This window comes from Paenibacillus sp. 203, from assembly GCF_037027525.1.
GTDB classification, from domain to species: Bacteria; Bacillota; Bacilli; order Paenibacillales; family Paenibacillaceae; genus Paenibacillus; species Paenibacillus polymyxa_B.
Genome location: NZ_JAXCHD010000002.1, coordinates 141,577 through 166,811 on the forward strand (window position 1 = coordinate 141,577; position 25,235 = coordinate 166,811).

Genomic DNA, 25,235 nt, shown 5'->3' on the forward strand with positions numbered 1-25,235 from the left:
CCTCCTTCAAAATAGGGATGTATTATTCACCCGCTTGGTCACCGAATTGGCAATTAGCAGCAAAATGAGAGCAAGAACCGATTTTAGCAAACCCACTGCGGTAGAATACGAGAAACGGCCCTGCTGAATGCCCACCTGATATACATAAATATCAACTACATTACTTGCACTTTCATTCAGCGAGTTACGCAGGACGAGAATTTGATCGAAGTTGGAGTTCAATATGCCGCTGACCGCCAAAATAAACAAAATGGATATTGTCCCCTTGAGAGCGGGAAGTGTGACGTACCACATTTTCTGAAAGCGTCCGGCCCCGTCAATGGTGGCCGCTTCGTACATGTCCGTAGATACCCCCGCCATTGCTGCCAAATAGATAATAGCTGACCATCCAAGCTCCTTCCAGATATCCGAGCTAACGACGATAGCCCAAAAATAGCTCGGCTCTGCCAAATAACTGATCGGCTGGTCAATCCACCCCCAGGATAGCAACAGTTGATTAATCATCCCGGTATCTGCCAGCCACGTCGTTAAGATCCCACCAAGAATGACCCAAGATAAAAAGTGAGGAAGGTACGAAATGGTCTGAATAGATTTTTTGAACCGAGTAGATCGTATTTCATTCAGGAAGAGAGCAAATACAATGGGCAACGGGAATCCGATCGCCAGCTTGAGCAGGCTAATGCCCAGTGTGTTTTTGACAATGTACCAAAAGTTATCATCCTCCAAAAAGGCCCGAAAATGCTCTAACCCCGCCCATGGTGCGCTTGATATGGTTCCAATGATGTCAAAATGTTTGAACGCAATTAAAATACCGTACATCGGAATGTAATGAAAAATAATCATCCAAACCACCCCAAGCAGCGCCATGGTCTGCAAATGTCTTTGTTGAACCCATTTGCGCGCTAGTGATGATGCCCCTCTACCCGATCGAACCGGCGGCTGTGGCTGTGGCTGCGGATTTTTCCATCCTGTACTCATACAGAAGACCTCCCTTCTCTTTAATGTAAGCACTTACATTTATTATTTTAGAGGCTTCTGCTTCGAATGAGTAGTACTGGATTTTTTGATTTTGGTATCTAAATTTCAGGTGGGGATCTAACTATACGCACAAGTTTTCTTCCATCCTTTGGATTTTTACATCTATTAATTTACGAAGAAGACTATCAGATGGTACGATAAGACTATATGTAATTCCAATCATTACCTATATACCTAGATCAGGAGGATTAAGAATGGAAGAATTGGTTCGTTCGATTCAGAAACAGGTTCGAATTAAAAAGGTTGCCTGCTGGGCGGGGCTCATCATGTTTGGCCTGTGTACTTTAGTTGGCATTGCAGCTCAGGAATGGCTTATGACGCTCTTGGCGCTCGCGATGACAATTTTATCCGTCTATGGATTAACCATGATGCGTGGTATGACAAAGTTTACTAAGGAGTATCAACCGGGAAAGGGCTACGGTTATTATCGTCGTACGGTACAACAAAAGCTGCGCTATCTAACTTGGGGACAGTGGTTAGTAGGCGGCCTTATTGTCCTGATGTTCTTTGTATTTAACGTCCGACTTAGCGCTTTTCTCATAGCTATTCTGGGTATCCTAACCATTCAGTTCAGTATCAAAAAACGAATTAAAAATCACCAGGAGCCCGATATCACTGAGCAGGATGAGTTTGTACGAATGGGGATTGTTTCTCCGCATGAGCAGACTATTGGGGTATATAAAGATTTTCTACACCTGAGCCATACGTTTCGGGGTAACCAAATTGTTATCGTTACAGACAAACGTCTGATTTCTGTATTTGTGGAGGAACAGGGGCGTGCGGTGAAAACGGAAATGCTGCTCTCGGGTATAAACAAAATACGCGCAATCGGTACGGGTTTTCAGGGTCAAGGTATATTGCTGTCTGTAAGTAACCGTGACCATAACGAGCTTCACATTCATATGGTCGGGAAAAGCATTTTCTTTTCTCCAGAGCAATTCATAGGCTCCTTGCTACGGACACTGGATGCAGTGTTAAAAAGCAGATCATACAGCACGGAAGAACCATTCCCGTGCTACCAACAGACAAGAATTTCATTGCACCCCTCAGAACAAGGTTTGCTGCATAAACCTACGACAGCTTAAATAATTTTGGGACATGTACCACGTTATATATATGCGTTATGATCGATCTTCATAATACGCCAAATAGCAAGTAAGCCCTGATCTTAATGAGCTTACTTGCTATTGGGTGTACTTCCACATCATATTTTCAAATGAACTGCCTACCTGCTAAAACAACTAATTCTCTACTTTACTTCTGCCTTCTTAATGATTAGCTCCATGATAGAATACCGTGATGAGGTCATGACTTGTAACAAACACTAGCAAGCTAAACAGACTGAGCGACAGAGGGCGTGAAATCAATTTTTTCATCCTTTAACACTCCTTTTAAAATAGTTATATATTGGTCTTGCTGTGTTGCTGTAGCTTGCGATCTGAAAATTTCAAATATAGCGGTACATTTCCTAAACTCATGCTCATGTTCCATACCCAGGGTATCGGACAGCATGAGAGATTGCAGGATATAGCCCAGCGCAACCGTAAACTGTTGTTGCTTGATATAATAAAGAGCCAGTTGATAGCAGAAGCGAAAATAATAAGATACATTCACGGGCTCTTCAAAATATTTAAAACCTTCAATTTGTTCGGCAAATGATTCAAGCACAGCCTCTAAAGGATAGTCATATCTCGACGCTCCCTCAACGATAGAAAGAAGCCCCGGCAACAGCTCTTCCGGATTATTACGAAGAAATTGCATGTATTCCTGCAACACTTCGGCATGGCCTGACAAAATATCAAGGGCATACAAATTAGCTCTGGCAGCATAGCGGTAATATTCAACCTCTGCTTCCCCATATTGATCGAGATCATTAAACCAGCCCAATTCTGCATATTTTTCGATGCAATCGCGAGCGGCCTCATACTTGCCCTGTTTTTGGAAGGCCATGCCTTTCATAAGATGACTGTAGCCGTAGTAGTAGACTAGCGGCCGTTTGGTATGTATGGGTTGTATAGGTTTCTTGCGCGCTTTGTAGAGCTGTAATTCCTGATACTTTTGGTTGACATGGCTATACAACCGGTCGCATAAAGCAATCATATTGGCACCATCCGCAAATGAAAAAGACAGCTTAATCATGTTAACAAGTGTGTCTAGATCTGTGATGTCGGAGTGAACAAGATCATCCACCGTTCCCGCCTCCTTATCCGACTTTTATATTCACCAAACAAAAGTAAGATCTAAATCCCAACTAAATATAACTTAATTACGTAGTTATTACGTAATTAAGTTATATCATAAATTCAAACATATGACAAGTGCATTATGATAATATATTCCAGTTTTTAAAATACCGATGTAAGTGGATCGTTCACTTGTTCATTTCCATGTGAAGCAAAGGAAATGCCCTACCTGATCCATCCAGTGCAGATCGCCCCGTGTGTACAAAGCCGTAATGTCTGTAGAAAGCATACGCTTTCTCGTTCTGCTCATTCACGTCCACTTTGAGATGCTTCCCTTTTATTTTTTCAGCATACTGGATGAGTCGGCTACCTATGCCCTGCCCATGCCGTTCAGGGTCCACAAACAGCATCTCTATTTTCAATCCGTCCAGCCCGATAAAACCTGTTGGTTCTTGACTTGTATTCCATTCCATCCAAACTTCAAGTTCTCTTAAAACACCATTGCGTACGATATGATGATAAAATTGAATGTCCTCTTCCGACAAAAATGTGTGTGTCCGGCGTACAGCCCGCTGCCAAATATCAACGAGTTGATCATGATTTTCTTCACGATAAGCAACAATTTCATTTTGCACTTGTACTTCCCCCTTCATTTAAAAATCGATATTGCATGTTTTGCAGTAAGTCTAACATGCTTATTTTGAAGCATACAAACACAAAAAAGGAAGCGGAATAATTCCGCCTCCCTTACATTACGGCCTTTTACAACGTAACACCGTTTTTAAAAATAGCGAGCTCCCTGAAATTGTTTTTCTCATTGTTCACCCAGGTTCCGCTGGCTACATCGACAATGTAATCGACAAAGTTGCGGAGCGCTTCTTCCATACTGACATCCTCCACCAGTGAACCAGCGTTATAGTCGATCCAATGAGGTTTAGCTTTATACAACGGCGAGTTGGTTGAGACCTTCATCGTCGGAACAAAGGAGCCAAACGGCGTACCGCGTCCGGTTGTGAAAATAACGAGCTGGCAGCCCGCCGCGGCGAGAGCTGAAGATGCCACTAGATCGTTGCCCGGTGCGCTGAGTAGGTTGAGTCCCTTGGTCTTAAGACGTTCCCCGTACTGAATGACATCAGTGACCGTGGAAGACCCGGATTTTTGCGTACAGCCCAGTGATTTATCCTCTAGTGTCGTGATGCCCCCTGCTTTATTGCCCGGCGACGGATTTTCGTATACTGGCTGCTTGTAATCCAGAAAATATTGTTTGAAATCGTTAATCAGATGTACGATCTTATTAAATACTTGCTCATCGGCAGCGCGCTCCATTAAAATCGTCTCCGCCCCGAACATTTCAGGTACTTCTGTCAATACCGTTGTTCCACCTTGCGCGGCCATATAATCCGACAATCGTCCGAGTAATGGGTTGGCAGTAATACCCGATAAGCCATCAGATCCACCGCATTTCAAACCGATGTTCAGCTCAGACAAAGGTACAGGTTCCCGTCGATCTTCTTGCACGGCCGCAAAAATTTCATGAAGCAGCCTTACCCCTTCCTCTACTTCATCCGACACATCCTGGGAAAGCAAAAACTTTACCCGCTCCGAATCATATTCCCCGATGGCTTCCTTAAATTCTTTCATCTCATTGTTCTCACAGCCCAAACCCAGTACAAGTACGCCACCTGCGTTCGCATGTTTCACAGCATCGATCAAAATCGTGCGCGTATGTGCGTGATCGTCACCCAACTGAGAACAACCATAGTTATGCTTAAGCACAAGTGCATTTTCAAAAGGTGAAATATCTCCTGCTTCCTGCTTGAAACGGTTTAAAATAAGTTCAGCAATCCCGTTCACACAGCCGACCGTCGGCACAATCCACAACTCATTGCGAATCCCCACACGACCGTCCTTTCGCCGAAAACCTTGAAACGTACGACTCTCCTGTTCATATAAATGAGGAGCTGGCTTAGGCTTATAAGTGTACTCCTCCACGCCTGTCAGGTTCGTCTTCGTATTATGCGTATGCACATGCTGTCCTGCCTGAATGGGCTGAATGGCATGACCGATGGGATATCCGTATTTCAGAACATGCCCACCTTCAGTTATATCCTGCAAGGCGATTTTATGCCCGCGTGCTACATCCTCGGCTAGCTCCACTCGTTGTTCTTTTTGTGCTCCCCACGCCAGTGTTTCTCCCTGCTTGTAATCACGCAAGGCGACAGCCACGTTATCTTTATCATGAATTTGAATGAATTCCAGCATTCCGGTCTCCTCCTTGCTTATGCTCTGGGCACGCTGTTCCCGGTTAGAGAATCGAGCGTCTCCTTCATTCCTCTGCTTGTAATTTCATACACATGCTGTGCCGTTTGTTCAGCCAGCCCTTCGATCTGGTTCAGGTCTTGACCCCACCATGTCTGCTGGCCAAGTACCAGCGCAGTCAATTGCTTCGCCCCGGCGAGAGTACCGTCATATCGACTCCACAGTTCACCAAACGTACCCAACACTTCAGCTTCGTCTGCCAACGCAATCGACTCACCATTTCTGTCTCCCCGATAAAATACGATCAGGGACGCCAGTGAAAATACGATTCTGACAGGCAGAGCCTTACGTTGTGCCACATACTGGAGCAAGGATGGCAAGTTCCGTGTCTTGAACTTGGACACCGAATTTAGTGCGATACTCATAACATAATGACTTACATATGGATTACGGAATCGTTCAATAACATCGTCGGCATATACATTCAATTCCGCTTCTGACGAGTCCAGCGTCGGAATAATTTCTTCTCGGATCAGCGACTGGATAAAGTTGCCCATAATCTCATGCTCGACCGCCTGCCCCACCGTGTCCAGGCCATATAAATAAGCTACAGGTGTAAGCGCCGTATGTGCTCCATTCAAAATGCGTACTTTCCGTGTACGGTAGGGTGCCATATCGTCGACAATCAGTACATTCAATCCGGCCAAATGAGCAGGTAATTCTTCTTTAAGCCATTGTGGCCCTTCAATAACCCATAAATGATACTGTTCGCCCACAACAACCAAATCGTCCTTGTAACCCAATTCTGCTTGAATTTCATGGATTCGGTCTTTGGGATAGCCAGGTACAATCCGATCGACCAAACTGTTGCAGAACGTATTCGATTCCTCCAACCATGCAATAAACTCGGCCCCAAGCTTCCATTGGTCTGCATATTTCAGTACGATTTCCTTGAGAGCGTCTCCATTACGGTCGATGAGCTCGCACGGAATGATCACCAGTCCCTTGCTCTGATCGCCCCCAAAAAATTGAAAGCGCTTGTACAGAAAGGCGGCCAATTTACCTGGAAAGCTCTTTTGCGGACGATCTTCCAATTGATCCTCTGGGGCATAAGCGATCCCCGCTTCCGTCGTGTTCGACACGACAAAACGCAGCTCCGGCTTTTGGGATAATGCTTCATACTCCACAAAGTCCGAACCGTACGGATTAATCCCACGAGTGACACACTCCACAACGGTATGCTCCTTCATGGCCTTCCCATCCTTAATCCCTTCAAGAATAACCGTATACAGGCCATCCTGCTCGTTAAGCTTCTCCACGAGGCCTCCTGGCTGCGGTTGTACAATCACAACTCCCGTATTCCATTCTGCTAGCTTATTCATTTTGTCAAATTGCCAGTCTACAAAAGCACGCAGGAAGTTCCCTTCCCCGAATTGCAGCACCCTCTCGGGAAGTGGTTCAGTAACGATAAAGCTTTTTCTGTTTAATTGGTCTAATTCATCTACTTGTTTCATCCGGAGTAACCTCCCACAATTACCATAATGATTTCATCGTTATTTTATCACAATGCACACGTTAACAAAATAGTTTTATCAACATTTTTAGTTTAAAAAAATAATAATGACAATAATATGAACACGTTAACATATACGTTTATATAAAAATCTGCAAGTATATCGTCCTTTTTCTGTTGTTTCGTACCTGATCTAAGACGGTTAAGGCTAACTATCACCCTATCCCGAAACCTTGTTCTTATATACATTTCAGGAGAATAGACGCAAGAAAGCGCGGGCAGGATAACACTACTTACTAGGCAGGAGGAACATCTATGAAGACAATCGCAGATACTATTGTACAAGTTTTGGTCAATGCAGGGGTCAAGCGGATTTATGGCATTGTTGGAGATTCTCTAAATAATATGGTTGATTCCATTCGCAGCAACGGTCAAATTGAATGGATTCATGTAAGGCACGAAGAAGTGGCTGCCTTTGCAGCCGGAGCGGATGCTGACCTTAGTGGCAGCATTGCTGTATGTGCTGGAAGCAGTGGTCCCGGAAATTTGCATCTGATTAATGGTTTATATGATTGCCACCGCAATCGGGTGCCTGTACTGGCTATTGCCGCTCATATTCCAAGCGACGAAATTGGAAGTGAATATTTTCAAGCTACGCATCCTGAGCATCTTTTCGGAGAATGCAGTCACTTCTGTGAGGTGATTACGACACCGCGTCAAATTCCCAGAACGGTGACCATGGCCATTCAACAGGCAATTTCACGTTCAGGTGTTTCCGTCATTGTTCTTCCCGGTGATGTAGCAGCTTTGGAGGCGGAAAAGGTACCCGTCCCTGAACATGTCTACCATCCCACTGCACCTGTAGTGCATCCGTCCGCTTCCGAAATTTCCCGACTGGCCGAATATTTGAATAAAGGCAAACGAATTACGTTACTATGCGGCGCTGGCTGTGCACAATCTCACGACTTGCTCATGCAGTTATGTGACAAGCTAAAGTCCCCCATGGTATCCGCTCTGCGAGGCAAGGAATATCTGGAGTATGACAACCCTTATTATGCTGGATTGACCGGACTGATCGGGTATTCTTCCGGGTACCATGCGATGATGGATTGTGACGTCCTGCTTATGCTCGGAACAGACTTCCCTTACAGACAATTTTACCCTGAAGATGCGATTGTCCTACAGGTAGATATAGAGCCAGCCCATCTCGGCAGACGTACTCCGTTGACGTATGGTTTGTGCGGGGATGTAAAAGCCACATTGGAAATGCTGCTACCGCATTTAACGTCAGAGCATGATTCCAAGCATCTAGTGAAAACCGTTTCCCACTATACCAAGGTACGCCAGGAGTTGGATGATCTTGCCGTCGGTAAACCAGGTCATACGCCGATCCATCCGCAATATCTCGCCAAGGTCATCAGTGACGCCGCGCAGGAAAATGCTATTTTCACTTGTGATGTCGGTACTCCCACTGTATGGGCGGCGCGTTATTTGCAGATGAACGGTCAGCGTCGGCTTCTCGGCTCGTTCAACCATGGCACGATGGCAAATGCCCTGCCGCAGGCGATCGGAGCGCAGGCCACTGAGCCTGACCGACAAGTGATTGCCCTCTCTGGCGATGGCGGACTCACGATGCTGATGGGCGACCTGCTCACCCTGAAGCAGCATCAGCTGCCTATTAAAGTCATTGTTTTCAATAATGGCGCTCTCGGTTTTGTCGAGCTGGAAATGAAAGCGGCCGGATTCCTGGAAAACGGCACTGAACTGGTGAATCCTGATTTTGGTGCTGTAGCGCAAGCCATGGGACTCAAGGGCATCCGGGTTGAAGATCCGACAATGCTGGAGGATGCCATTCAGCAAGCATTGGCTCATGATGGCCCTGTTGTGGTAGACGTGGTGGTGAACCGTCAAGAGCTATCCATGCCACCCAAAATTAATCTTAAACAAGCAGAAGGATTTACACTGTGGATGATGAAAGCGATGCTGAACGGACGCGGTGACGAGATTGTAGAACTAGCTAAAACCAATCTCTTTCGTTAAATACAGACGAAGCAGAGCACATTTCAACCTAAAAGAGGCAGAAACCATACATCTAGCATGGTTTCTGCCCCTTTGGCCTGCCTGTTAATCAAACGAGACTCAGCGTGGTCTGCCTGCCGTTGATTTCCGCTTCATGAGCGCGGTCTCCATAAATATAAGCTCACCCTCATTGGACGGTGACTGAATTCGTTCCAAAATGCAGGCGGCTCCGCGCTCGCTAATCTGCTCAATCGGTCTTTTGACCGTTGTTAACGGTGGAGTCGTATACATTGAGAACCCGATATCGTCAAAACCAATGACAGAGATATCCTCTGGTACCTTCAAGCCGTTTTCGAATACTGCATTCATTGCCCCAATAGCCATATCATCGTTAGAGCAAAATACCGCTGTCGGCGGCTCCTGCAAGGAAAGCAGTTGCTTCATTGCCTGGCTTCCGCTTTCAGTATCATAATGGCCTTGCACGATATATTCATGTCGAATCGGTTTACCACTATCAATCAACGCATTCATAAAACCCTCGCGGCGTTGCTGGGTAGACTTGAAGCCTTCTACCCCTTCAATGATCGCAATGCGTTCATGCCCACTCTCAACGAGAAAGGAAACCGCTTCATAGGACCCTTCCTTATCATTTGAAATCACATTTACAATCCCCGCCCCGGATACCTGCCGATTCAGTACAACAAGCGGAATGCCTTGACCGAGCACATGATAAATAAAAGGGTTGTCCGCCTCGCTCTGGCTCATCAGAATGATACCATCAAAACGCTTGCGGTGAATGGCCGAAAAATCGGCGTAATCGTCAATCCCTCGCACAAACAGATTGTAATCCACCCCGATGACATGATTAACTCCACGGATGGTATCCGCAAAAAAACTGGAGCTGGTGCCTTCTGAAATACTGGTGAAAAACAGGCCAATCGTATGCGAGCGCTGGAGAACCAGGCTTTTGGCATTAAAATTTGGAATGTAATTGAGTTGCTCTGCCAACTCCATAATTTTGCGTTTCGTATCTTCTTTAATCAGCGGGCTGTTATTGAGCGCCCGGGAGACGGTTGTATGGGAAACATTAGCCAATTTGGCAATGTCTTTAATGGTAGCTGCCATATACGTATCCTTTCCTTAGTGAGGCTCTAAAAAAATTATATACCCACCATACCACAGGAGCCGCCCGGAAAAGAAGACTTTCACAAATTATACGCGGTTATCCGCATGTCGACGTTGTAACTCTTGAACCATTTCTGCATGTCTGCTGTCAGTCAGCTTGTACATTTTACCGATGACCAGCATGGCCAAAGCCAGGGCAACAGCCGGATAGAGACAAAGCAATGCCTTGATCCCAAGCAGCGTTCCAGAGGACTGAACCACATTCGGAACATACCCGATGAGCGCTAGTCCAATACCCGATAGAAAACCAGACAAGGATTGAGCCAACTTACGTGAAAAGTTAAATAACGAGTAAGTAATCCCTTCCTTACGCTCCCCGGATGACCATTCGCCATAATCAATGATATCGGACACGAATGCCCAGGTCACCCCGTTAGGAATACTAATACCAATGAACGAAATACTGGCGAGGATTGTAAAAATATATACATTGGAAGGCATAAAAAAGTTAATGGAGTCGGCAATGACACTAACCAGCATCCCCAGTATGGCTGTTTTTCGTTTACCGAAGCGCCGTACCAGCTTGGGCAGGAATAACACACCCAGTAGCGACGAACCGATAATAATAAAATTCATATAAGCCATTAATTCTACATGCCCCAAGTTATATTCGGCAAAATAGATCAGTAGTGCGGACTTAATATTGTACGCGGATATGGTGAAAATCGTCATCAAAACGAGTACCAGCAAAGGCTTGTTATTCGTAAAGGTATGCACGATAACGCCTATAGATAGCTTCTCTTTTGGCCCGGACTGGCTAATAATACGTTCTTTCGTTCCTCGGTAACATATGATGAAAGCGATCACACCAATGAGTGACATAATTCCCATCACAACCGGATAGCCAACATGGTGGTTAGGAAACAGTAAAATTAGCGGCATGACAACGACACTGGTGACGAATAATGCGCCCAGAGATCCCGCCTGACGGAAAGATGACAATGAGGCACGCTGATGAGTATCCTGCGTAATAGCGGCACCCAGCGAGCCGTATGGAATGTTTACAATAGAGTAGCCAATTCCCCAGATCATATAGGACGCGTAAGCGTAAATGAGTTTTCCAGTGGGCGAAATATTCGGCGAAATAAAGGTAAGAATCGTAAGAATTGCAAGGATAACGCTTCCAACGATAAGAAAAGGTCTAAATTTTCCACGTGTACCGATATGTTTGCGATAATCAACAAAGGACCCGACAATGGGATCACAGACGGCGGCAAACAGCTTGCTGACCAGGAAAATGCCTGCGGCGGCTCCTGCAGAAACCCCAGCTACATCTGTAAAAAATTTCAGCAAATACAACTGCCCCAAATCAAACATGAATCCGTTTCCAAAGTCACCCATACCATACGAAATCTTTTCTTTCAGGCTAATATGCTCGCCTGTCTTGTTGTCAGTTTGGACGCTCTCCTGCACGATAGGCACTCCCATACCTACACACTCCTCTATATTTGTAATTATTTTCACATAATTAGTTCAGGATTTTGCAAAATTCGATTCCAGTCGCTCCGAAGTGCAAGATACAGACGAACTAAACCATTTCGATCTATATCTTGTTCATTGGAAGTCGCTTATGGGATTTTTGCAAAATCCTCAGTTGATAACTATTTTGTTTTCAATTGCTCTTACCGGGAGTTTTGAAACAAGCTCCTGGCAAGAGCTCTTTTTATGAAGTTAGTGAGTTCTCACCTAGGCAATAACTTCACTTACTATGAACAACCGTTGGGAAATTAAAATATTGCTCGGCGTTATTGTAGCAAATATTTTGTACCATTGCTCCGAGCAGCTCCAGATCCTCAGGCGCCTTACCCTCCTGAACCCACGTTCCGATTAAGTCACAAAGTATACGGCGGAAATATTCATGGCGTGTGTAGGATAGGAAGCTACGGGAATCCGTCAGCATACCAATAAAGCGGGACAGCACCCCGTAGTTAGCCAGCAACTTCATCTGCTCCTGCATACCTTCGATGTGGTCGTTATACCACCATGCCGTGCCAAACTGGATTTTCCCTACAGTTCCACCGGATTGGAAGCAGCCCGCGAGACTTGCCAGTACTGGATAATCAACCGAATTAAGCGAATACAAAATCGTTCTCGGTAATCCTCCTGCCAGCTCCTGTGCGTCCAGCAATGCCGCCAATGGACGGGCGATCGAGCCATCATTTACGGCATCGTACCCTGTATCCGGTCCCAAATGACTGAACATAGACGTGTTATTGTTACGCAGCGCGTGAATGTGGTATTGCATAGCCCAGCCATGTTCTGCATACTGTTTGCCAAGAAAAACCAAAACGTACGATTTATATTTCGCCTCCTCTAAAGGAGTCACATGGCCTTCCTCCAGCCCCTTGCTGAATATGGCTGCTGCTTCCTCCAGTGTCGTTTCTTCATAGACAACAGTATCGAGCGCATGATCAGATACCCGACCTCCGGCAGCATGGAAATGGCGCACCCGGCTTGCCAGCGCATTCAAAAACCCTTCCAGGCCAGAAACATCCAGTCCGCTGACTTCACCCAACCGAGCCACCCAAGGCTGGAAAGTTTCGCGATTAATTTCCAAAGCTTTGTCGGGGCGGAAGCTTGGCAGCACTGCCACTGGGAAATCGTTCAGTTTGCTGATTTGTTTGTGGTATTCGAGATGGTCCGTCGGATCATCCGTGGTGCACACCACTGTTACCTTCGAGTTCACAATCAGATCACGTGCGCCAAAGCCCTTTCCCTGCAGCTTTTGGTTTACCTTTTCCCAGATTACAGGTGCGCTCTGTTCATTCAGCAGCTCATAGACACCAAAAAAGCGTTGAAGCTCCAAATGCGTCCAATGGTACAGCGGATTGCCGATTAGTGTAGGTACGGTTTTGGCCCAAGCCAAAAACTTGTCATAATCCTCACCATCACCCGTAATCAGGCGTTCCTCAACCCCATTGGCCCGCATAAGTCTCCACTTGTAATGATCTCCGTACAACCAGGCTTCCGTAATATTTTTGAACTTTTTATTTTCATAAATTTCTTGTGGACTTAAATGGCAATGATAGTCAATAATCGGCATATCCTTGGCATACTGATGATATAAGGTTTCAGCCGTTGGATTGCTCAACAAAAAGTTTTCGTCTAAAAACGTTTTGGTCATTACTTTCTCATCCCTTCTATAATCGTGTTTCCTAGCAATTTGTTAACGTTAACAAAAACGTTCGAGATACTACTTGCCTTTTAACAATTACATTCCCCATAGCAGTAGGAAATCCATATGATTTGTACAGGACAATACAATTATAATATGATACCTGTACATCATGTCATACTGGTTTGCTTCACCTTAAATTTAATGTTTACGTTAACAACAATTACATTGTAACCGCTATCCTTTGTAGAGGAAAGTGATTTTTATCATGTGAGCGGATAAAAATGATCTGCCTCCATTTGGGACAGATCTGTTCTATATCTTCTCGGTGACCGACACCACAAGAAAATTCCACAATTTTAATTTTCCGTGATAGATCAAACTTTGAAAACGTTTTATATAGTTTTCTCTTTTTTTCTGAAAATTTCTTTCTTGAAAATACCAGTTATTGTATTATAATTGCAATATACATCCATTGATTTACATTAAAAGTATTTCATTAGTTATTTCACAGAGAAGAAGAAGAGGTGGTAGCATTGAGTACAAAAGTGCAAGCTGTTCAAACTAAAACTATATCCGATACAAAAGGAGCCGACCTTGTTGTCGATTGCTTGATCAAGCAAGGGGTTACCCATATTTTTGGCATTCCAGGTGCCAAGATCGATTCTGTTTTTGATGTTCTTCAAGATCGGGGGCCCGAATTGATCGTATGTCGTCATGAACAAAATGCCGCCTTTATGGCAGCGGCAGTCGGTCGATTAACCGGTAAACCGGGCGTATGTATTGTTACCTCAGGTCCAGGCGCATCTAACTTGGCGACAGGACTTGTCACCGCTAATGCGGAAAGTGATCCTGTCGTCGCCATTGCGGGTGCAGTCCCAAGATCCGAACGCTTGAAACGCACGCATCAATCCATGGATAACGCCGGACTATTCGAACCCATCACCAAATACAGTGTAGAAGTAGAACATCCTGATAATGTACCGGAAGCCATTGCTAATGCATTTCGAATTGCGACCTCAGCCCAGCCTGGAGCCACATTCGTCAGCCTGCCGCAGGACGTGTTGACTTCGTCATCTGAAGTAACAGTCATTGAGAAGGTTTCTCTTCCCCAACTCGGAACCGCACCCGCCGGACTCATCAAACAAGTCGCAGAGCAAATCAAAAAAGCCAAGCTGCCCGTACTTCTTCTCGGCATGAAAGCCAGCACGCCTGAAGCCACCGCAGCTGTCCGTGCTCTCATCCGAGATACAGATCTGCCTGTTGTCGAAACCTTCCAGGCCGCTGGAGCCATCTCCCGTGAACTAGAAGACCACTATTTTGGAAGAGTGGGTCTGTTCCACAATCAACCGGGTGATATGCTTCTTGGAGCCGCAGATTTGGTACTGACGATTGGCTATGATCCTATCGAATACGATCCAAAAAACTGGAACATTCCGGCAAACCGAACACTCATTCATCTGGATGACCATCAAGCCGATATTGATCATGATTATCAACCGGACTACGAGCTAATCGGAAATATAGCCCTGATTGTGGGTAGCCTTGCAGAAGAATTACCTACCTTAAAGCTACCTAAATCCTCCTGCGACCAATTGAATCGTCTGCGCCATGATCTAAACGAGCAAGCGGCTGTTCCCGCACACAAGCATGATTTTCTGATTCATCCATTGCAATTTATTCGTACACTGCGCAGCCTGATTGATGATAACGTCACAGTCACCTGTGATGTCGGTTCACACTATATTTGGATGGCACGATATTTCCGTTCGTATGAACCGCGGCGCCTTCTATTCAGCAACGGAATGCAGACGCTAGGCGTAGCGCTGCCTTGGGGGATTGCTGCCACACTCGTCAATCCCGGTCACAAAGTCGTTTCTATTTCTGGAGACGGAGGATTTCTTTTTTCATCCATGGAGCTCGAAACCGCCGTACGTCTTAACTCACCGTTGGTGCATATCGTATGGAGAGATGGTTCCTATGACATGGTCGCTTTTCAACAACAGATTAAATACGGAAGAACGTCTGGTGTAAAATTTGGAGATGTTGATGTAGTAAAATATGCTGAAAGCTTCGGCGCCACTGGATTACGCGTGCACTCTCCTGAAGAACTAGAAAGTGTATTACAGCAGGCACTTCATACCGACGGTCCTGTGGTCGTTGATATTCCGATTGATTATCAAGATAACATCCAGTTGGGACGTAAACTGCTGCCTAACCAATTAAACTAACCTTAACCATGCCTCAGTCGTGACGGCTTTATGACAATTATGGAGTATAACGTTTTTTTTATGATTTTTTTGAGTTATTCATGTTATTTACTGAAAGTTTACGTTTATTATTGAAAAAGAAAGAAAATAAATGCATACAATTATAAAAGGAAGTGTATTGCCATGACCGTTGCGCAATTGGAAACCAAGCAAGAAGCTGATCATGATATTTACCAAACATCCACTATGCTTGCTCTATTAGATGGTCTGTATGACGGAGTTGTTGCCTTTGAGGAGTTGCAAAAGCACGGGGATTTCGGAATTGGTACCTTTGATCAACTGAATGGCGAGATGATCGCGTTCGATGGTGAATTTTATCACTTGCTTCCAGACGGTACGGCCCATCGCGTAAAACCGGAAGAAACTACACCTTTTTCCACCGTCACCTTTTTCCAGGAAGATTTCACATATACTATTGACCGCCCTATGCATCGTGAAGAGCTGGAAGCTCTGCTGTTAACGTTGTTTCCAAGCCGTAATCTGTTCTATGCCTTCCGTATGGATGGCACTTTTCATGAAGTAAAGACACGGACAGTGCCTCACCAAGTTAAACCATACAAACCTTTTATCGAAGCGACCAAGTCACAGCCTACCTTCACTTTTAATGAGGCTTCCGGCGTGATTACAGGTTTTTGGACACCTGCCTATGCTCAAGGTATTGGGGTAGCCGGATTTCATCTGCATTTTATTAACGATGAACGCACTGGTGGCGGGCATGTCTTTGATTTTATCGTCGAAAAGTGTACCATCCGCATTTGTCAAAAATCCAATCTGCATCTGGTCCTGCCCGATACCCCGGATTACTTGAAGGCCAACCTGTCCAGAGAAAACCTGGAGAAAGAAATTGCCGTTACTGAAGGTGCGCAATAATCACAGTAATATAACTCATCAAGTTACGGACCCTATAGCTAAACAATAAACAGTAAAAGATCACAGTCAGGGAAGAGAATTACTGCTCTCTGACTGTGATCTTTTTATGTACGAGCATATATATACGTTACTGCTTATGCTCTCACTCCGGTTCACCTATTCCTCGATCTGATCCAGTTTATCTGCATAATATTGAATAGCACGTGAGTACTCCTGTGTAGATAAATCCGAGGTCGTCTCAGCCACCTCCATTAGCAGCTCCTGCATGGCTTTCCCGTATTCCCCCAGATTGTATAACACCATCGCGTAAAATACCCGAAACGGTCTGTAATCCGGAAATTCGTTCATTCCTGTGTCCAACCACGCTTTCGCCTTGGCGTAATCCCCCAATACACGATATGTACTGCTTAATCCCAGGATGGCTCCTTTCCTTGATTCTGCGGATAACGCCATACCTAGGCTTTTTTCATAATAGGCAACCGCTTCCCTCTCTAAGCCCAATGAATCATGTGTCCAAGCTGTCTGATACCACAATTCTGCATCATTTTGCTGCTGTTCTAATGCCTTTAAAAGAATCTTACGTGCTTTCTCTGCTTGCCCTGTTCGTCTAAGCTCTTCAGCTTGCGCCATGATATCGTTCATATTCATCCTCCACTTCTGACTCATGCCTATCTTTGAGGTATATGTTACCCGACATTTGAATGCAATGTAAATGGAGTTTTTCCTAAGATTTGAAATCCAAAAAAACGACCCTCCCTTTAGGAGAGCCGCTATATATCCGAAGCTGAAGTTACGGTTTATTTAACCTTCAATGATCCTACAGTTAGTATTCCCGCTACACGTTGTGCGTCGAAAATACGGGAGAGCTCCTCCACTGCCGTCAAGTACAGTAGACCGTTGCCCTCCAGCTTAGGAGAATTACCGAGTGGAATCGTGCGTTTGATGAGTTGTGCGTATAATTCCGGTTCGGTAAGATCACGCTCAAAGCTCGCATTCGCCAGCTGCTTAATCAACGCCAATGCACCTGCTACGTGCGGAGTAGCCATCGAAGTTCCGCTAAAGGTCGCATATTTGCCGCCCGGAACGGTGGACAAAATATCTTCTCCCGGTGCAACCAAATCCACCTCATTATTTGAATTACTGAATTCTGAGGCGTGCCTATCAAAGTTGATAGCACCTACGCTAATCACTTCATTATAGCAACCGGGGTAGCCGAGCTCGTCCGTTCTGTCGTCACCGTCTCCCTCATTTCCTGCTGCACAGATGACTAAGATTTGGCTAGCTACAGCCTTTTTTACTGCTTCATGAAGCTCTGGCACATCCTCAGGACCGCCAAGTGACATCGATATGATATCTGCCTTTTGCTCAATCGCATAATAGATGCCTTGAATAATCCAGTCATATTGACCGGAGCCCTGCTTGTTTAGAACTTTGATGATGAGCAGGTCTGCCTCTGGAGCAACACCCACGACACCATCCGCATTTTCTGCTGCCGCAATAGTTCCCGCCACATGCGTACCATGACCGTTGTAATCCTTGAAAATTTCCGGATTACCTTGATCATCATCCGTGAAATTCCGGCCGCCAATAATGCGCGCCTTCAAATCAGGATGGTCCGAATCACAGCCCGTGTCCAGCACCGCCACCTTCACGCCTCGGCCTCGAGTCTGGTTCCATACCGCAGGAGCCTGAATCAGCTCTACCCCTCGCGGTATTTCATTCACTTGTTGCTCCTGCTTGATCACTTGGTAAGGAATGATATGCACTTTACGTTCCATCCTATTCCCTCCTTCATGGATTCAATCGGAAACCATCCGTCTTTGAAACTTTGAAAAATTTGAAAACCTCTACTACGTTCGAGGTTACTATATTCTAGCAATTTTTGAAAAGTTTGAACATCCCCATTTTGCTTATTTTTGTAAAAAAAAGACATCCCCCAATTTGCTTGGAGAATGTCTGTTGTAGAATCTCTTTCAGCCTTAAACTGATTCCGCCTGAAGTTCAGCCTTAGATAACAGCGATTTGTGCTGCCATTTCCGACCCTTCCAGCGTAAATAGTGGAAAATGCCTCGTACCCACTCATCGCAGGCATGTGCAATCCACACACCCAGCACACCATATCCCATATGAATGCCCAGTACATATGCTAGCGGGATTTTAATCCCCCACATTGAAATAATGGCCATCATTAGCGGGAACTGAACATCTCCCGCTGCTCGCAAGGAGTTAATGACAACATGATTAAACACACGGCCCGGCTCCAGCAGTATACAGAACAGCAAAATCGCTGCCCCTAATTGAATGATCGCCGGCTCATCTGTAAAGATCGTCATCACTTCATATCGGAAAAAGGATACTACCACGATCACAGCAATCGTAATGACCAAAGACCATTTTAGGCTCCGTAAAAGTTGATGATAGGCTTTTTCCTTGTCTCCTGCTCCAATCAGGCGGGCAACAATAATTTCCGTCCCCTCACCTACAGCCATTCCAAATACCATAAAAAAGTATACAATTGTATTCGTATAAAAATGGGTTGCGATCGCTGTTGTACCCATAAAGCTGACAAACCGGGTCACCATCATTTGACTAAGTTGATAAGACAACCATTCCAGCCCGGCAGGAATACCAATCTTCAGGATGGCTACCAGCTTACTCCATTGAAGCTGTACATAATACCGGATGCGAATCGGCGCACTCACACGCTTGTACAACAGTAGAAAAATCCAGACACATGCTACAGCACGGCTAATAACCGTTGAAATCGCTGCACCCGCCACTCCCATCTGCGGCAGACCAAACCAGCCATAAATGAGCAGCGCATTCCCCACAATATGCAATATATTCATACCAATGCCCACGATCATCGTATCTTTAGTAAAACCATGCGATCGAATAACCGGACCTGCGGTTAGCATAAGCGCTTCCAGAAACAGCGAACCCCCTGCCAGCATCATATAAATCTCTGCATTTTCCTTGATCGTCGGGGTAATATGGTAAAAGGATAGCAAAAAATCCCGGCTCACAATAAACATCAAGCTCAGCGCCAGACCAAACACCAGATTAAAGGTTAGTGCCGAAGCTGTAACACGGCTTGCATCCACATGCTTTTGCGCCCCCAATAGCTGAGCAATGATCACACCTACACCAAGACCAAGCAGATTGAAAAGTATAATCGTAAATTCAATCAACTGTCTTGACACCCCCACAGCCGATACAACCTCATCAGAAACATGGCTTAGCATGAACGTATCCACGCTACCCATCAAAATGTGAAACAACATCTCTATAAAGATCGGCCAAGTGATTGCAAAAACCGTCATCGTTTTAACGACTTGCGCTTGCTTGGAACCGTTTTCCTGAGAAAGTGACATCCTTCCGTATTCCTCCTAAATGCGACCCAATTATTACTTAATAGCTACACGTCAATTAATCAATCATAAAAAGTCATATGCTTTTTATCTTTTTTATAATATTCCAAGCGGTCCTGCAATTGTCCTGTGTGGAATTCAAACTTATGTCCGTCTGGATCTGTAAAATAGACCGATCTTTTATCCTGTTCATTCCGCTCTCGTCCAGGCAAAATGGTAACATTAAAAGTTCTCAGCTTGTTGAGCATCCTCTCAAAATCAGCTTCCGCTATCGAAAATGCAATATGCGTATAAGAATGATGAATTTCATTTCTCGGGATATCCTCTTCCACATTGAGAGCCAACCACATTCCCAGACAGTCCAGATAAGCCAGCTTACGTCCTTTAACGAGCAGTTTTCCATCTAGTACATTCTGATAGAAATGTATAGACTTCTCCAAATCAGACACGGAAAAGCAAATATGATTCCACCCTTGTATGCTCATGTTCCCTATTCCTTTCAGCGTACCCTGTCTAGCCAGTAGGTCCACGCTTCTGTATATTTATCGAGGTCTTTAGGATGATGGCGAATGCAGGTAGCTATACGAAAGTATAACCCCAGTAACACTTCCCTGTTCAGCTCGTATTCCCCTGTCATCTCCGGCTCAAGCTTCTCTAAGGCAGGCAAAATAGTATCGACGGTCAGCCTATCCGGTGAAGAACAAAAGGCGTATATCAGATCATACAGAGGTTCTCCTACCACTGGATCAGGGTCAATAATACCCGTCAATGTGCCGTTTTCGGTAAACACAAAATTATGTACCCCACAGTCACCATGAAGCAAATATTTAATATTACGTTGCGGCAATCCAGCCACAAGGGTATGAACGAACCAATGATTCTCTCGGGGTAAAACGCCTTGTATGATCTTTCCAGATTCCTTCGTTCTGTGCAGCAGAAAATCTCTCCATTCCACAAACGGGTGATCCGGATAACCATAATGACGTTCCTCACCACAAGGCTTGTAGTGCGAGATCACCTCCGTTGCCAGACGAAGCAACAAATCGCTTTTGTTTCTTCCATGATACTGTGTGAACCCTGACCTGAACGTGTATACCAAATAACGGTGCAACGGATCTACATAAACCAAACGCGATAGTTTCTCAATCTGTACATAGGTATGTAAGAATTCTGCCTCGGCTTCTACGACAGCGGGATCATTTTGCTTAATCACGTATCGTGGCTTAGTTCCGTCCATGACAACTACCACTTTGCTCGAAGTTCCGCCAGTCAGCGGTTTGAGATTTCGCATATGGCTTTCAAGCACGCCCGTTTCGTGAAGCTCATTCAGGATCAGTTGAACATCCATCTCACGCCTCCCTCCATGCGTCTGATCCACAATGCGGCTGGCGATTTGGATATTTCATTTAGCTCCCATACGTTCGCCAGCCACTCTTCTTTTAAAAATAAATCTTTTCATGCTCCGCATAGATTTCAAGCGCCCGCTCCATCTTATGCACATAGGCCTCATCCTGACTAGAACATAGAAATGTAATGTGTCCCTCCTGCGATGGACCGGATTTTGGCGAAGGTTCCAGCAAATTACGCTCAGACAACACCTGTTTCAACCGCCTAACTGTTCCCTGGCTCCCGTCAATTAACTGAATATGAGAAGGTAGTAGTTCCCTTAGAATTTCCTTATAAAAAGGATAATGAGTACATCCCAATACCACCGTACCATATATGTCGAGATTGAACGAAGACAGCTCACGGTTAAAATATTCGAACATTTCTGCCCGGTCAAAATTCAACTGTTCGCAATAATGTACTAGCTCCGGCAGAGGTAGTGAGTCCACGCTCCCATGATCGTCAACTCTGGATACCAGCGCTGCATAACAGGATTGTTTCAACGTCAATGGTGTGGCTAACACCAGAACTCTTTTACCATTGGCTCGGTTCATCTCGACCGCTGGCTTCACAGCTGGCTCCATACCAATAATCGGAATAGGATATTCCTTTCTTAGCTCCGCAACTGCGATACTTGTAGCCGTATTGCAGGCAATGACCAATGCCTTAACATCTTCTTTAAGGATCGTTTCTACTGAAGCCTTGACATAACCAAGCACCTCTTGAGGAGTTTTCGTCCCGTAAGGCACATGAAGCGTATCCGCCATGTATACAAAATTTTCGTTTGGCAAACGTCTTAGTGCCTCGGACAATACTGTAATTCCACCCAATCCTGAATCAAAAAAACCTATCTTCAAGCTACTCACCTTTTTTCGTTCAACTATTGTGCCATATCTTACAGGCACCATGTTCATTTTCTTCTTCGCCTACTCAAACCATTCTCTTCATTAGACTTTACATTTAAATTTTACCGCAAAACTGATATTTTGCAAAAGAAACACGTAAAATTTACAGTGTAAAAAATAAAGTAGCTTTTCAAAGTAAATTTAATATAAAAGTGTTGACAGATATTATCTTTATATTGTAATATTACGTGGTAACTTACTAACTTAACTTACTTATTCAACTTACTTAGGGGGAAATAAATCATGTCTAAAGTATTATTTGTCAAAGCTAATGATCGTACAGCTGAAGAATCTGCAACAGTTAAATTGTATAACGCCTTCGTAGAAAGCTACAAGTCTTCCCACCCAACTGATGAAATCACTGAGCTGGACCTGTTCTCCGTCGAGCTTCCTTATTTGAACGCTAACATGATCAACGGCACGTTCAAATCCGCTAGAGGCATGGAGCTGAACGCAGAAGAAGCTCGCCTGGCAAACATCGCTAATGGCTACCTGGATCAATTTCTGGCAGCAGACAAAGTCGTATTTGCTTTCCCGCTCTGGAACATGACGATTCCAGCTGTACTGCATACGTACATTGACTACCTGAACCAAGCTGGTAAAACATTCAAATACACTGCTGAAGGTCCAGTTGGTCTCGTAACTGAAACTAAAGTAGCCCTGTTGAATGCAAGAGGCGGCGTTTATTCCGAAGGACCAGCTGCTGCAGCTGAAATGTCTTTGAACTACATGAACAACATCTTATCCTTCTTCGGAGTGAAAGACATCGTGAAAGTTGTTCTGGAAGGACATAACCAAGCTCCAGATCAAGCACAAGAAATCGTTGCTTCTGCCGTACAACGTGCAGTGGACACAGCAAAATCGTTCTAATCATATATTATGAAGAGAAGAGGATATCCGCGCCCTACATGGGCTGGATATCCTCTTTTTTGTTATAAAGTATAAAAAACACGTGCTCCCCTGATCTATAATCAAGTGAAAGCACGTGTTTGTGAAATGAGATTACTTCTATTTTAAGGAATGAATTGCTGCACGATTTTTACAACTTTACCCTCACGAAGCGTAACATGGTATGGAAATTGACTGAGGTCCAGAACGTCCTTTTTAGCAAAATCTTTCTCAAACTGTGCCAGAGGAATCGATTCATTCCATTGCACGTCTGTATCTTCTATGTTACCCGTGTGATCATAAATCTGCACCTCTACCGAAGCATCTGGTGCAACCTGATACACGTCATTTTGCACGGAATTATTTACGATGTAGTAGCCATCTGGAGCTCCATCCAATCCTGTATTTCCTTCATGCTCCAATAATGCTTTGTCAGCTGCCGCGCCTTCATACCATTCAATCGGGTCTGCCGACAAATAAATCTGTCCGTCACGAATCTCCATTTGGTTTATATATACGGTCTCCTGATTTTCAGCAGCTGCTACAGGCGTGTAGCCTTGCGCTGTTGCCCCTGCCGTCGTAATCAGCATCATCATTAAAGCCAATACGGTCCATTTCGAAGCTAGTTTCATCATGTCTGATCTCTCCTTGCCGTTTGGGTATGTACACGGTGTCTGTAAGCTTCATTACCCTTGTGTACTTATCATAAACGTTGCACGGTTAAAAAGTGTATCAGATACATAAAAAAGAAGTTACGATTTTTTAAGACTTGGTCTTAAAACTTGATAACATGTCTTATTTATCTTTGCTATCTTAATAACCCGACCTGACGTGCCTGTTCTTCGGTGAGAATAAACTCTTCATTTTGCCATACTTCGTCCTCTTTGGTTACAGCAAACATCCCCATGATCTCTGTCCATATTCCTTTGTCGACGGCTTCCTGTTGTGTAATGATAATTTTCATTTCGTTTCCTCCTCCTGTAAAATATGCGCAATCCAAGGCTGTCGATTTGTGTATCCCACTTCGCGTTCAGATGGTTTCTCCGATCGCTGTTGGAACCTGATTTTTTGAATTATATTTTAAATGGTTAAAATCAGGTTCCAAAGGCGAACGCTATCGCTTCTCCGAAATCCATCTGCCCGCTTCGTTACTCAGCTTATCTCTACCATTCTCATTTTGGGCCTCTAACACTTATATTGAATTTGCATTACGTATTGGAGATGCTCAGGGGGCTCTTGTCCCGTCCCGCTTATAACATATGTACCCTTTTCTTGCCAAGATTATTCGTATCTTATTTCATAATTTAAAGCTTATTATATCTGCATTGTCATGTCATGTTTTTCAATTCAAAGTGATTTTATTCTAACCTTTTTTTCATCTGTCTTGTTCTAGTTAAAGCCCGGCTAAAATGAAAAGAGACCCACATGAAGTGAGTCCCAACTTTCAAGCTTCTATTCATACCGTACCTTTTGTGTAGAGTATCATCTTGCATATGCAATAAAGATATTCAGAGGCGCAATCTGATCATAAATAATAAATATAATAAAAAAGGTAATCCTATTGCTGAAAGTATTGTGATTACAGTACGTACTTTTTTCTCAGCTCGTAATATAAACAATAAAAACTTATACCCTAAAATACCAACTAATCCACCCACACAATTTAAAATTATATCATCAATGTCTGATGCTCCAATGCCAAAAAGCCCCTGAATGATTTCAATAAATAAACTCACTATGAATATAAATAGCAGATTGGTTATTGCTCTTTTATCGTTTTTGAATAATGACAAATATGTGCCAAGAGGAATAAAGATAACTATATTGCCAACCACATTAGCAAAAGCGAAATTTTTTATAGTGCCAGAGTTGCTAAATATATATTCCTTTATACTATAAAAAGGAATGAGATTGATTGACCTATCTAAAGTCCTTTGACTATTTAACAAATCCAAAAGTGAAACTCTTGATAAGAAAAATAATTTAAATAAAAAAAGGATGTAACAAATGAAAACTCCATATAAAAAGACTGTTACAATTCTCTCTTGTTTATTCATAATTCTTCCATTTTTCATTTTTCCCGCCTATTCTCTGATGTTCAGTTTATAAATTCGTAACGGCTTTGACTATAGCCAACCTAATGTGTAAAACCATTCTAACAGCCCTGTAGATTAACCACTAAATGGTAGAACATGAGTCGTCAACTCGGTAAAATCGTTTGTACCCCTACAAA

22 protein-coding genes are annotated in these 25,235 nt (G+C 44.2%); 5 read left to right on the top strand and 17 right to left on the bottom strand.

From position 1 onward, the window contains the following. Positions 1-6: 6 nt before the first annotated feature. Positions 7-978 (bottom strand): ABC transporter permease, encoded by a 972-nt coding sequence (locus WA407_RS03770; RefSeq protein WP_336076824.1) that lies wholly within the window; start codon positions 976-978, stop codon positions 7-9. Between the two features lie 254 nt (positions 979-1,232). Between WA407_RS03770 and WA407_RS03775 the strand changes: the two genes are divergently transcribed. After that, the gene (locus WA407_RS03775; RefSeq protein WP_336076825.1) at positions 1,233-2,123 is read left to right on the top strand and encodes a hypothetical protein; all 891 of its coding nucleotides are present in this window, start codon (positions 1,233-1,235) and stop codon (positions 2,121-2,123) included. Between the two features lie 247 nt (positions 2,124-2,370). On the opposite strand, the gene WA407_RS03780 is transcribed toward WA407_RS03775, so the two are convergent. The 4 genes from WA407_RS03780 to WA407_RS03795 all read right to left on the bottom strand — a co-directional run bounded on the left by WA407_RS03780 (position 2,371) and on the right by WA407_RS03795 (position 6,994). Further along, positions 2,371-3,228 carry a DNA-binding protein gene (locus WA407_RS03780; RefSeq protein WP_336076826.1) on the bottom strand — a complete coding sequence of 286 codons (858 nt, stop codon included), beginning with the start codon at positions 3,226-3,228 and terminating at the stop codon, positions 2,371-2,373. A 181-nt stretch (positions 3,229-3,409) separates the two neighbouring features. Further along, the gene (locus tag WA407_RS03785) at positions 3,410-3,856 is read right to left on the bottom strand and encodes an acetyltransferase (protein ID WP_336076827.1); all 447 of its coding nucleotides are present in this window, start codon (positions 3,854-3,856) and stop codon (positions 3,410-3,412) included. A gap of 127 nt (positions 3,857-3,983) precedes the next feature. Continuing rightward, entirely contained in the window at positions 3,984-5,483 is a 1,500-nt protein-coding gene (locus WA407_RS03790; RefSeq protein WP_336076828.1) for a UxaA family hydrolase, read from the bottom strand. Positions 5,484-5,500: 17 nt separating this feature from the next. Continuing rightward, on the bottom strand, positions 5,501-6,994 hold the full coding sequence (locus WA407_RS03795; protein WP_336076829.1) for a tagaturonate reductase: 1,494 nt from the start codon (positions 6,992-6,994) through the stop codon (positions 5,501-5,503). Between the two features lie 314 nt (positions 6,995-7,308). On the opposite strand from WA407_RS03795, the gene poxB reads away from it, so the two are divergent. After that, a complete protein-coding gene (gene poxB / locus WA407_RS03800; RefSeq protein ID WP_336076830.1) occupies positions 7,309-9,033 on the top strand; it encodes a ubiquinone-dependent pyruvate dehydrogenase in 1,725 nt (574 codons plus the stop codon). A 99-nt stretch (positions 9,034-9,132) separates the two neighbouring features. Here poxB and WA407_RS03805 read toward each other — a convergent pair whose 3' ends face one another. From WA407_RS03805 to uxaC, 3 genes are all read right to left on the bottom strand, one after another. After that, positions 9,133-10,137 carry a LacI family DNA-binding transcriptional regulator gene (locus tag WA407_RS03805; protein ID WP_069079639.1) on the bottom strand — a complete coding sequence of 335 codons (1,005 nt, stop codon included), beginning with the start codon at positions 10,135-10,137 and terminating at the stop codon, positions 9,133-9,135. A gap of 87 nt (positions 10,138-10,224) precedes the next feature. Continuing rightward, positions 10,225-11,625: an MFS transporter gene (locus WA407_RS03810; protein WP_061830333.1), complete on the bottom strand. Its 1,401-nt coding sequence runs from the start codon at positions 11,623-11,625 to the stop codon at positions 10,225-10,227. A 271-nt stretch (positions 11,626-11,896) separates the two neighbouring features. Next, positions 11,897-13,321, bottom strand: coding sequence for a glucuronate isomerase (uxaC, locus tag WA407_RS03815; protein ID WP_235308182.1), 1,425 nt, complete (start codon positions 13,319-13,321; stop codon positions 11,897-11,899). Between the two features lie 518 nt (positions 13,322-13,839). On the opposite strand from uxaC, the gene alsS reads away from it, so the two are divergent. Both alsS and budA read left to right on the top strand, forming a co-directional pair. After that, the gene (gene alsS, locus WA407_RS03820; RefSeq protein WP_336076831.1) at positions 13,840-15,543 is read left to right on the top strand and encodes an acetolactate synthase AlsS; all 1,704 of its coding nucleotides are present in this window, start codon (positions 13,840-13,842) and stop codon (positions 15,541-15,543) included. Between the two features lie 162 nt (positions 15,544-15,705). Further along, a complete protein-coding gene (budA, locus tag WA407_RS03825) occupies positions 15,706-16,452 on the top strand; it encodes an acetolactate decarboxylase (protein WP_025722973.1) in 747 nt (248 codons plus the stop codon). Positions 16,453-16,608: 156 nt separating this feature from the next. On the opposite strand, the gene WA407_RS03830 is transcribed toward budA, so the two are convergent. The 6 genes from WA407_RS03830 to murI form a co-directional block, all read right to left on the bottom strand. Next, a complete protein-coding gene (locus tag WA407_RS03830; RefSeq protein ID WP_336076832.1) occupies positions 16,609-17,094 on the bottom strand; it encodes a tetratricopeptide repeat protein in 486 nt (161 codons plus the stop codon). Positions 17,095-17,249: 155 nt separating this feature from the next. Then, on the bottom strand, positions 17,250-18,230 hold the full coding sequence (locus tag WA407_RS03835) for a S8 family peptidase (RefSeq protein ID WP_069291765.1): 981 nt from the start codon (positions 18,228-18,230) through the stop codon (positions 17,250-17,252). Positions 18,231-18,431: 201 nt separating this feature from the next. Continuing rightward, positions 18,432-19,826, bottom strand: a complete 1,395-nt coding sequence (locus WA407_RS03840; protein ID WP_336076833.1) for an MATE family efflux transporter — start codon at positions 19,824-19,826, stop codon at positions 18,432-18,434. Between the two features lie 59 nt (positions 19,827-19,885). Further along, positions 19,886-20,308, bottom strand: a complete 423-nt coding sequence (gene fosB / locus WA407_RS03845; RefSeq protein WP_336076834.1) for a metallothiol transferase FosB — start codon at positions 20,306-20,308, stop codon at positions 19,886-19,888. A gap of 14 nt (positions 20,309-20,322) precedes the next feature. Beyond that, positions 20,323-21,171, bottom strand: coding sequence for an aminoglycoside phosphotransferase family protein (locus WA407_RS03850; protein ID WP_069291763.1), 849 nt, complete (start codon positions 21,169-21,171; stop codon positions 20,323-20,325). Positions 21,172-21,262: 91 nt separating this feature from the next. After that, positions 21,263-22,117: a glutamate racemase gene (murI, locus tag WA407_RS03855; RefSeq protein WP_254326044.1), complete on the bottom strand. Its 855-nt coding sequence runs from the start codon at positions 22,115-22,117 to the stop codon at positions 21,263-21,265. A 240-nt stretch (positions 22,118-22,357) separates the two neighbouring features. Here murI and WA407_RS03860 point away from each other — a divergent pair, with 240 nt between their 5' ends. Then, on the top strand, positions 22,358-22,984 hold the full coding sequence (locus WA407_RS03860) for an FMN-dependent NADH-azoreductase (RefSeq protein WP_043882169.1): 627 nt from the start codon (positions 22,358-22,360) through the stop codon (positions 22,982-22,984). A gap of 143 nt (positions 22,985-23,127) precedes the next feature. Here WA407_RS03860 and WA407_RS03865 read toward each other — a convergent pair whose 3' ends face one another. The 3 genes from WA407_RS03865 to WA407_RS03875 form a co-directional block, all read right to left on the bottom strand. Next, positions 23,128-23,637: a hypothetical protein gene (locus WA407_RS03865; RefSeq protein WP_061830325.1), complete on the bottom strand. Its 510-nt coding sequence runs from the start codon at positions 23,635-23,637 to the stop codon at positions 23,128-23,130. Between the two features lie 173 nt (positions 23,638-23,810). Next, positions 23,811-23,966 (bottom strand): hypothetical protein, encoded by a 156-nt coding sequence (locus WA407_RS03870; protein ID WP_172828312.1) that lies wholly within the window; start codon positions 23,964-23,966, stop codon positions 23,811-23,813. A 544-nt stretch (positions 23,967-24,510) separates the two neighbouring features. Further along, positions 24,511-25,077 (bottom strand): VanZ family protein, encoded by a 567-nt coding sequence (locus WA407_RS03875; RefSeq protein WP_250261553.1) that lies wholly within the window; start codon positions 25,075-25,077, stop codon positions 24,511-24,513. Between the last annotated feature and the right edge of the window lie 158 nt (positions 25,078-25,235).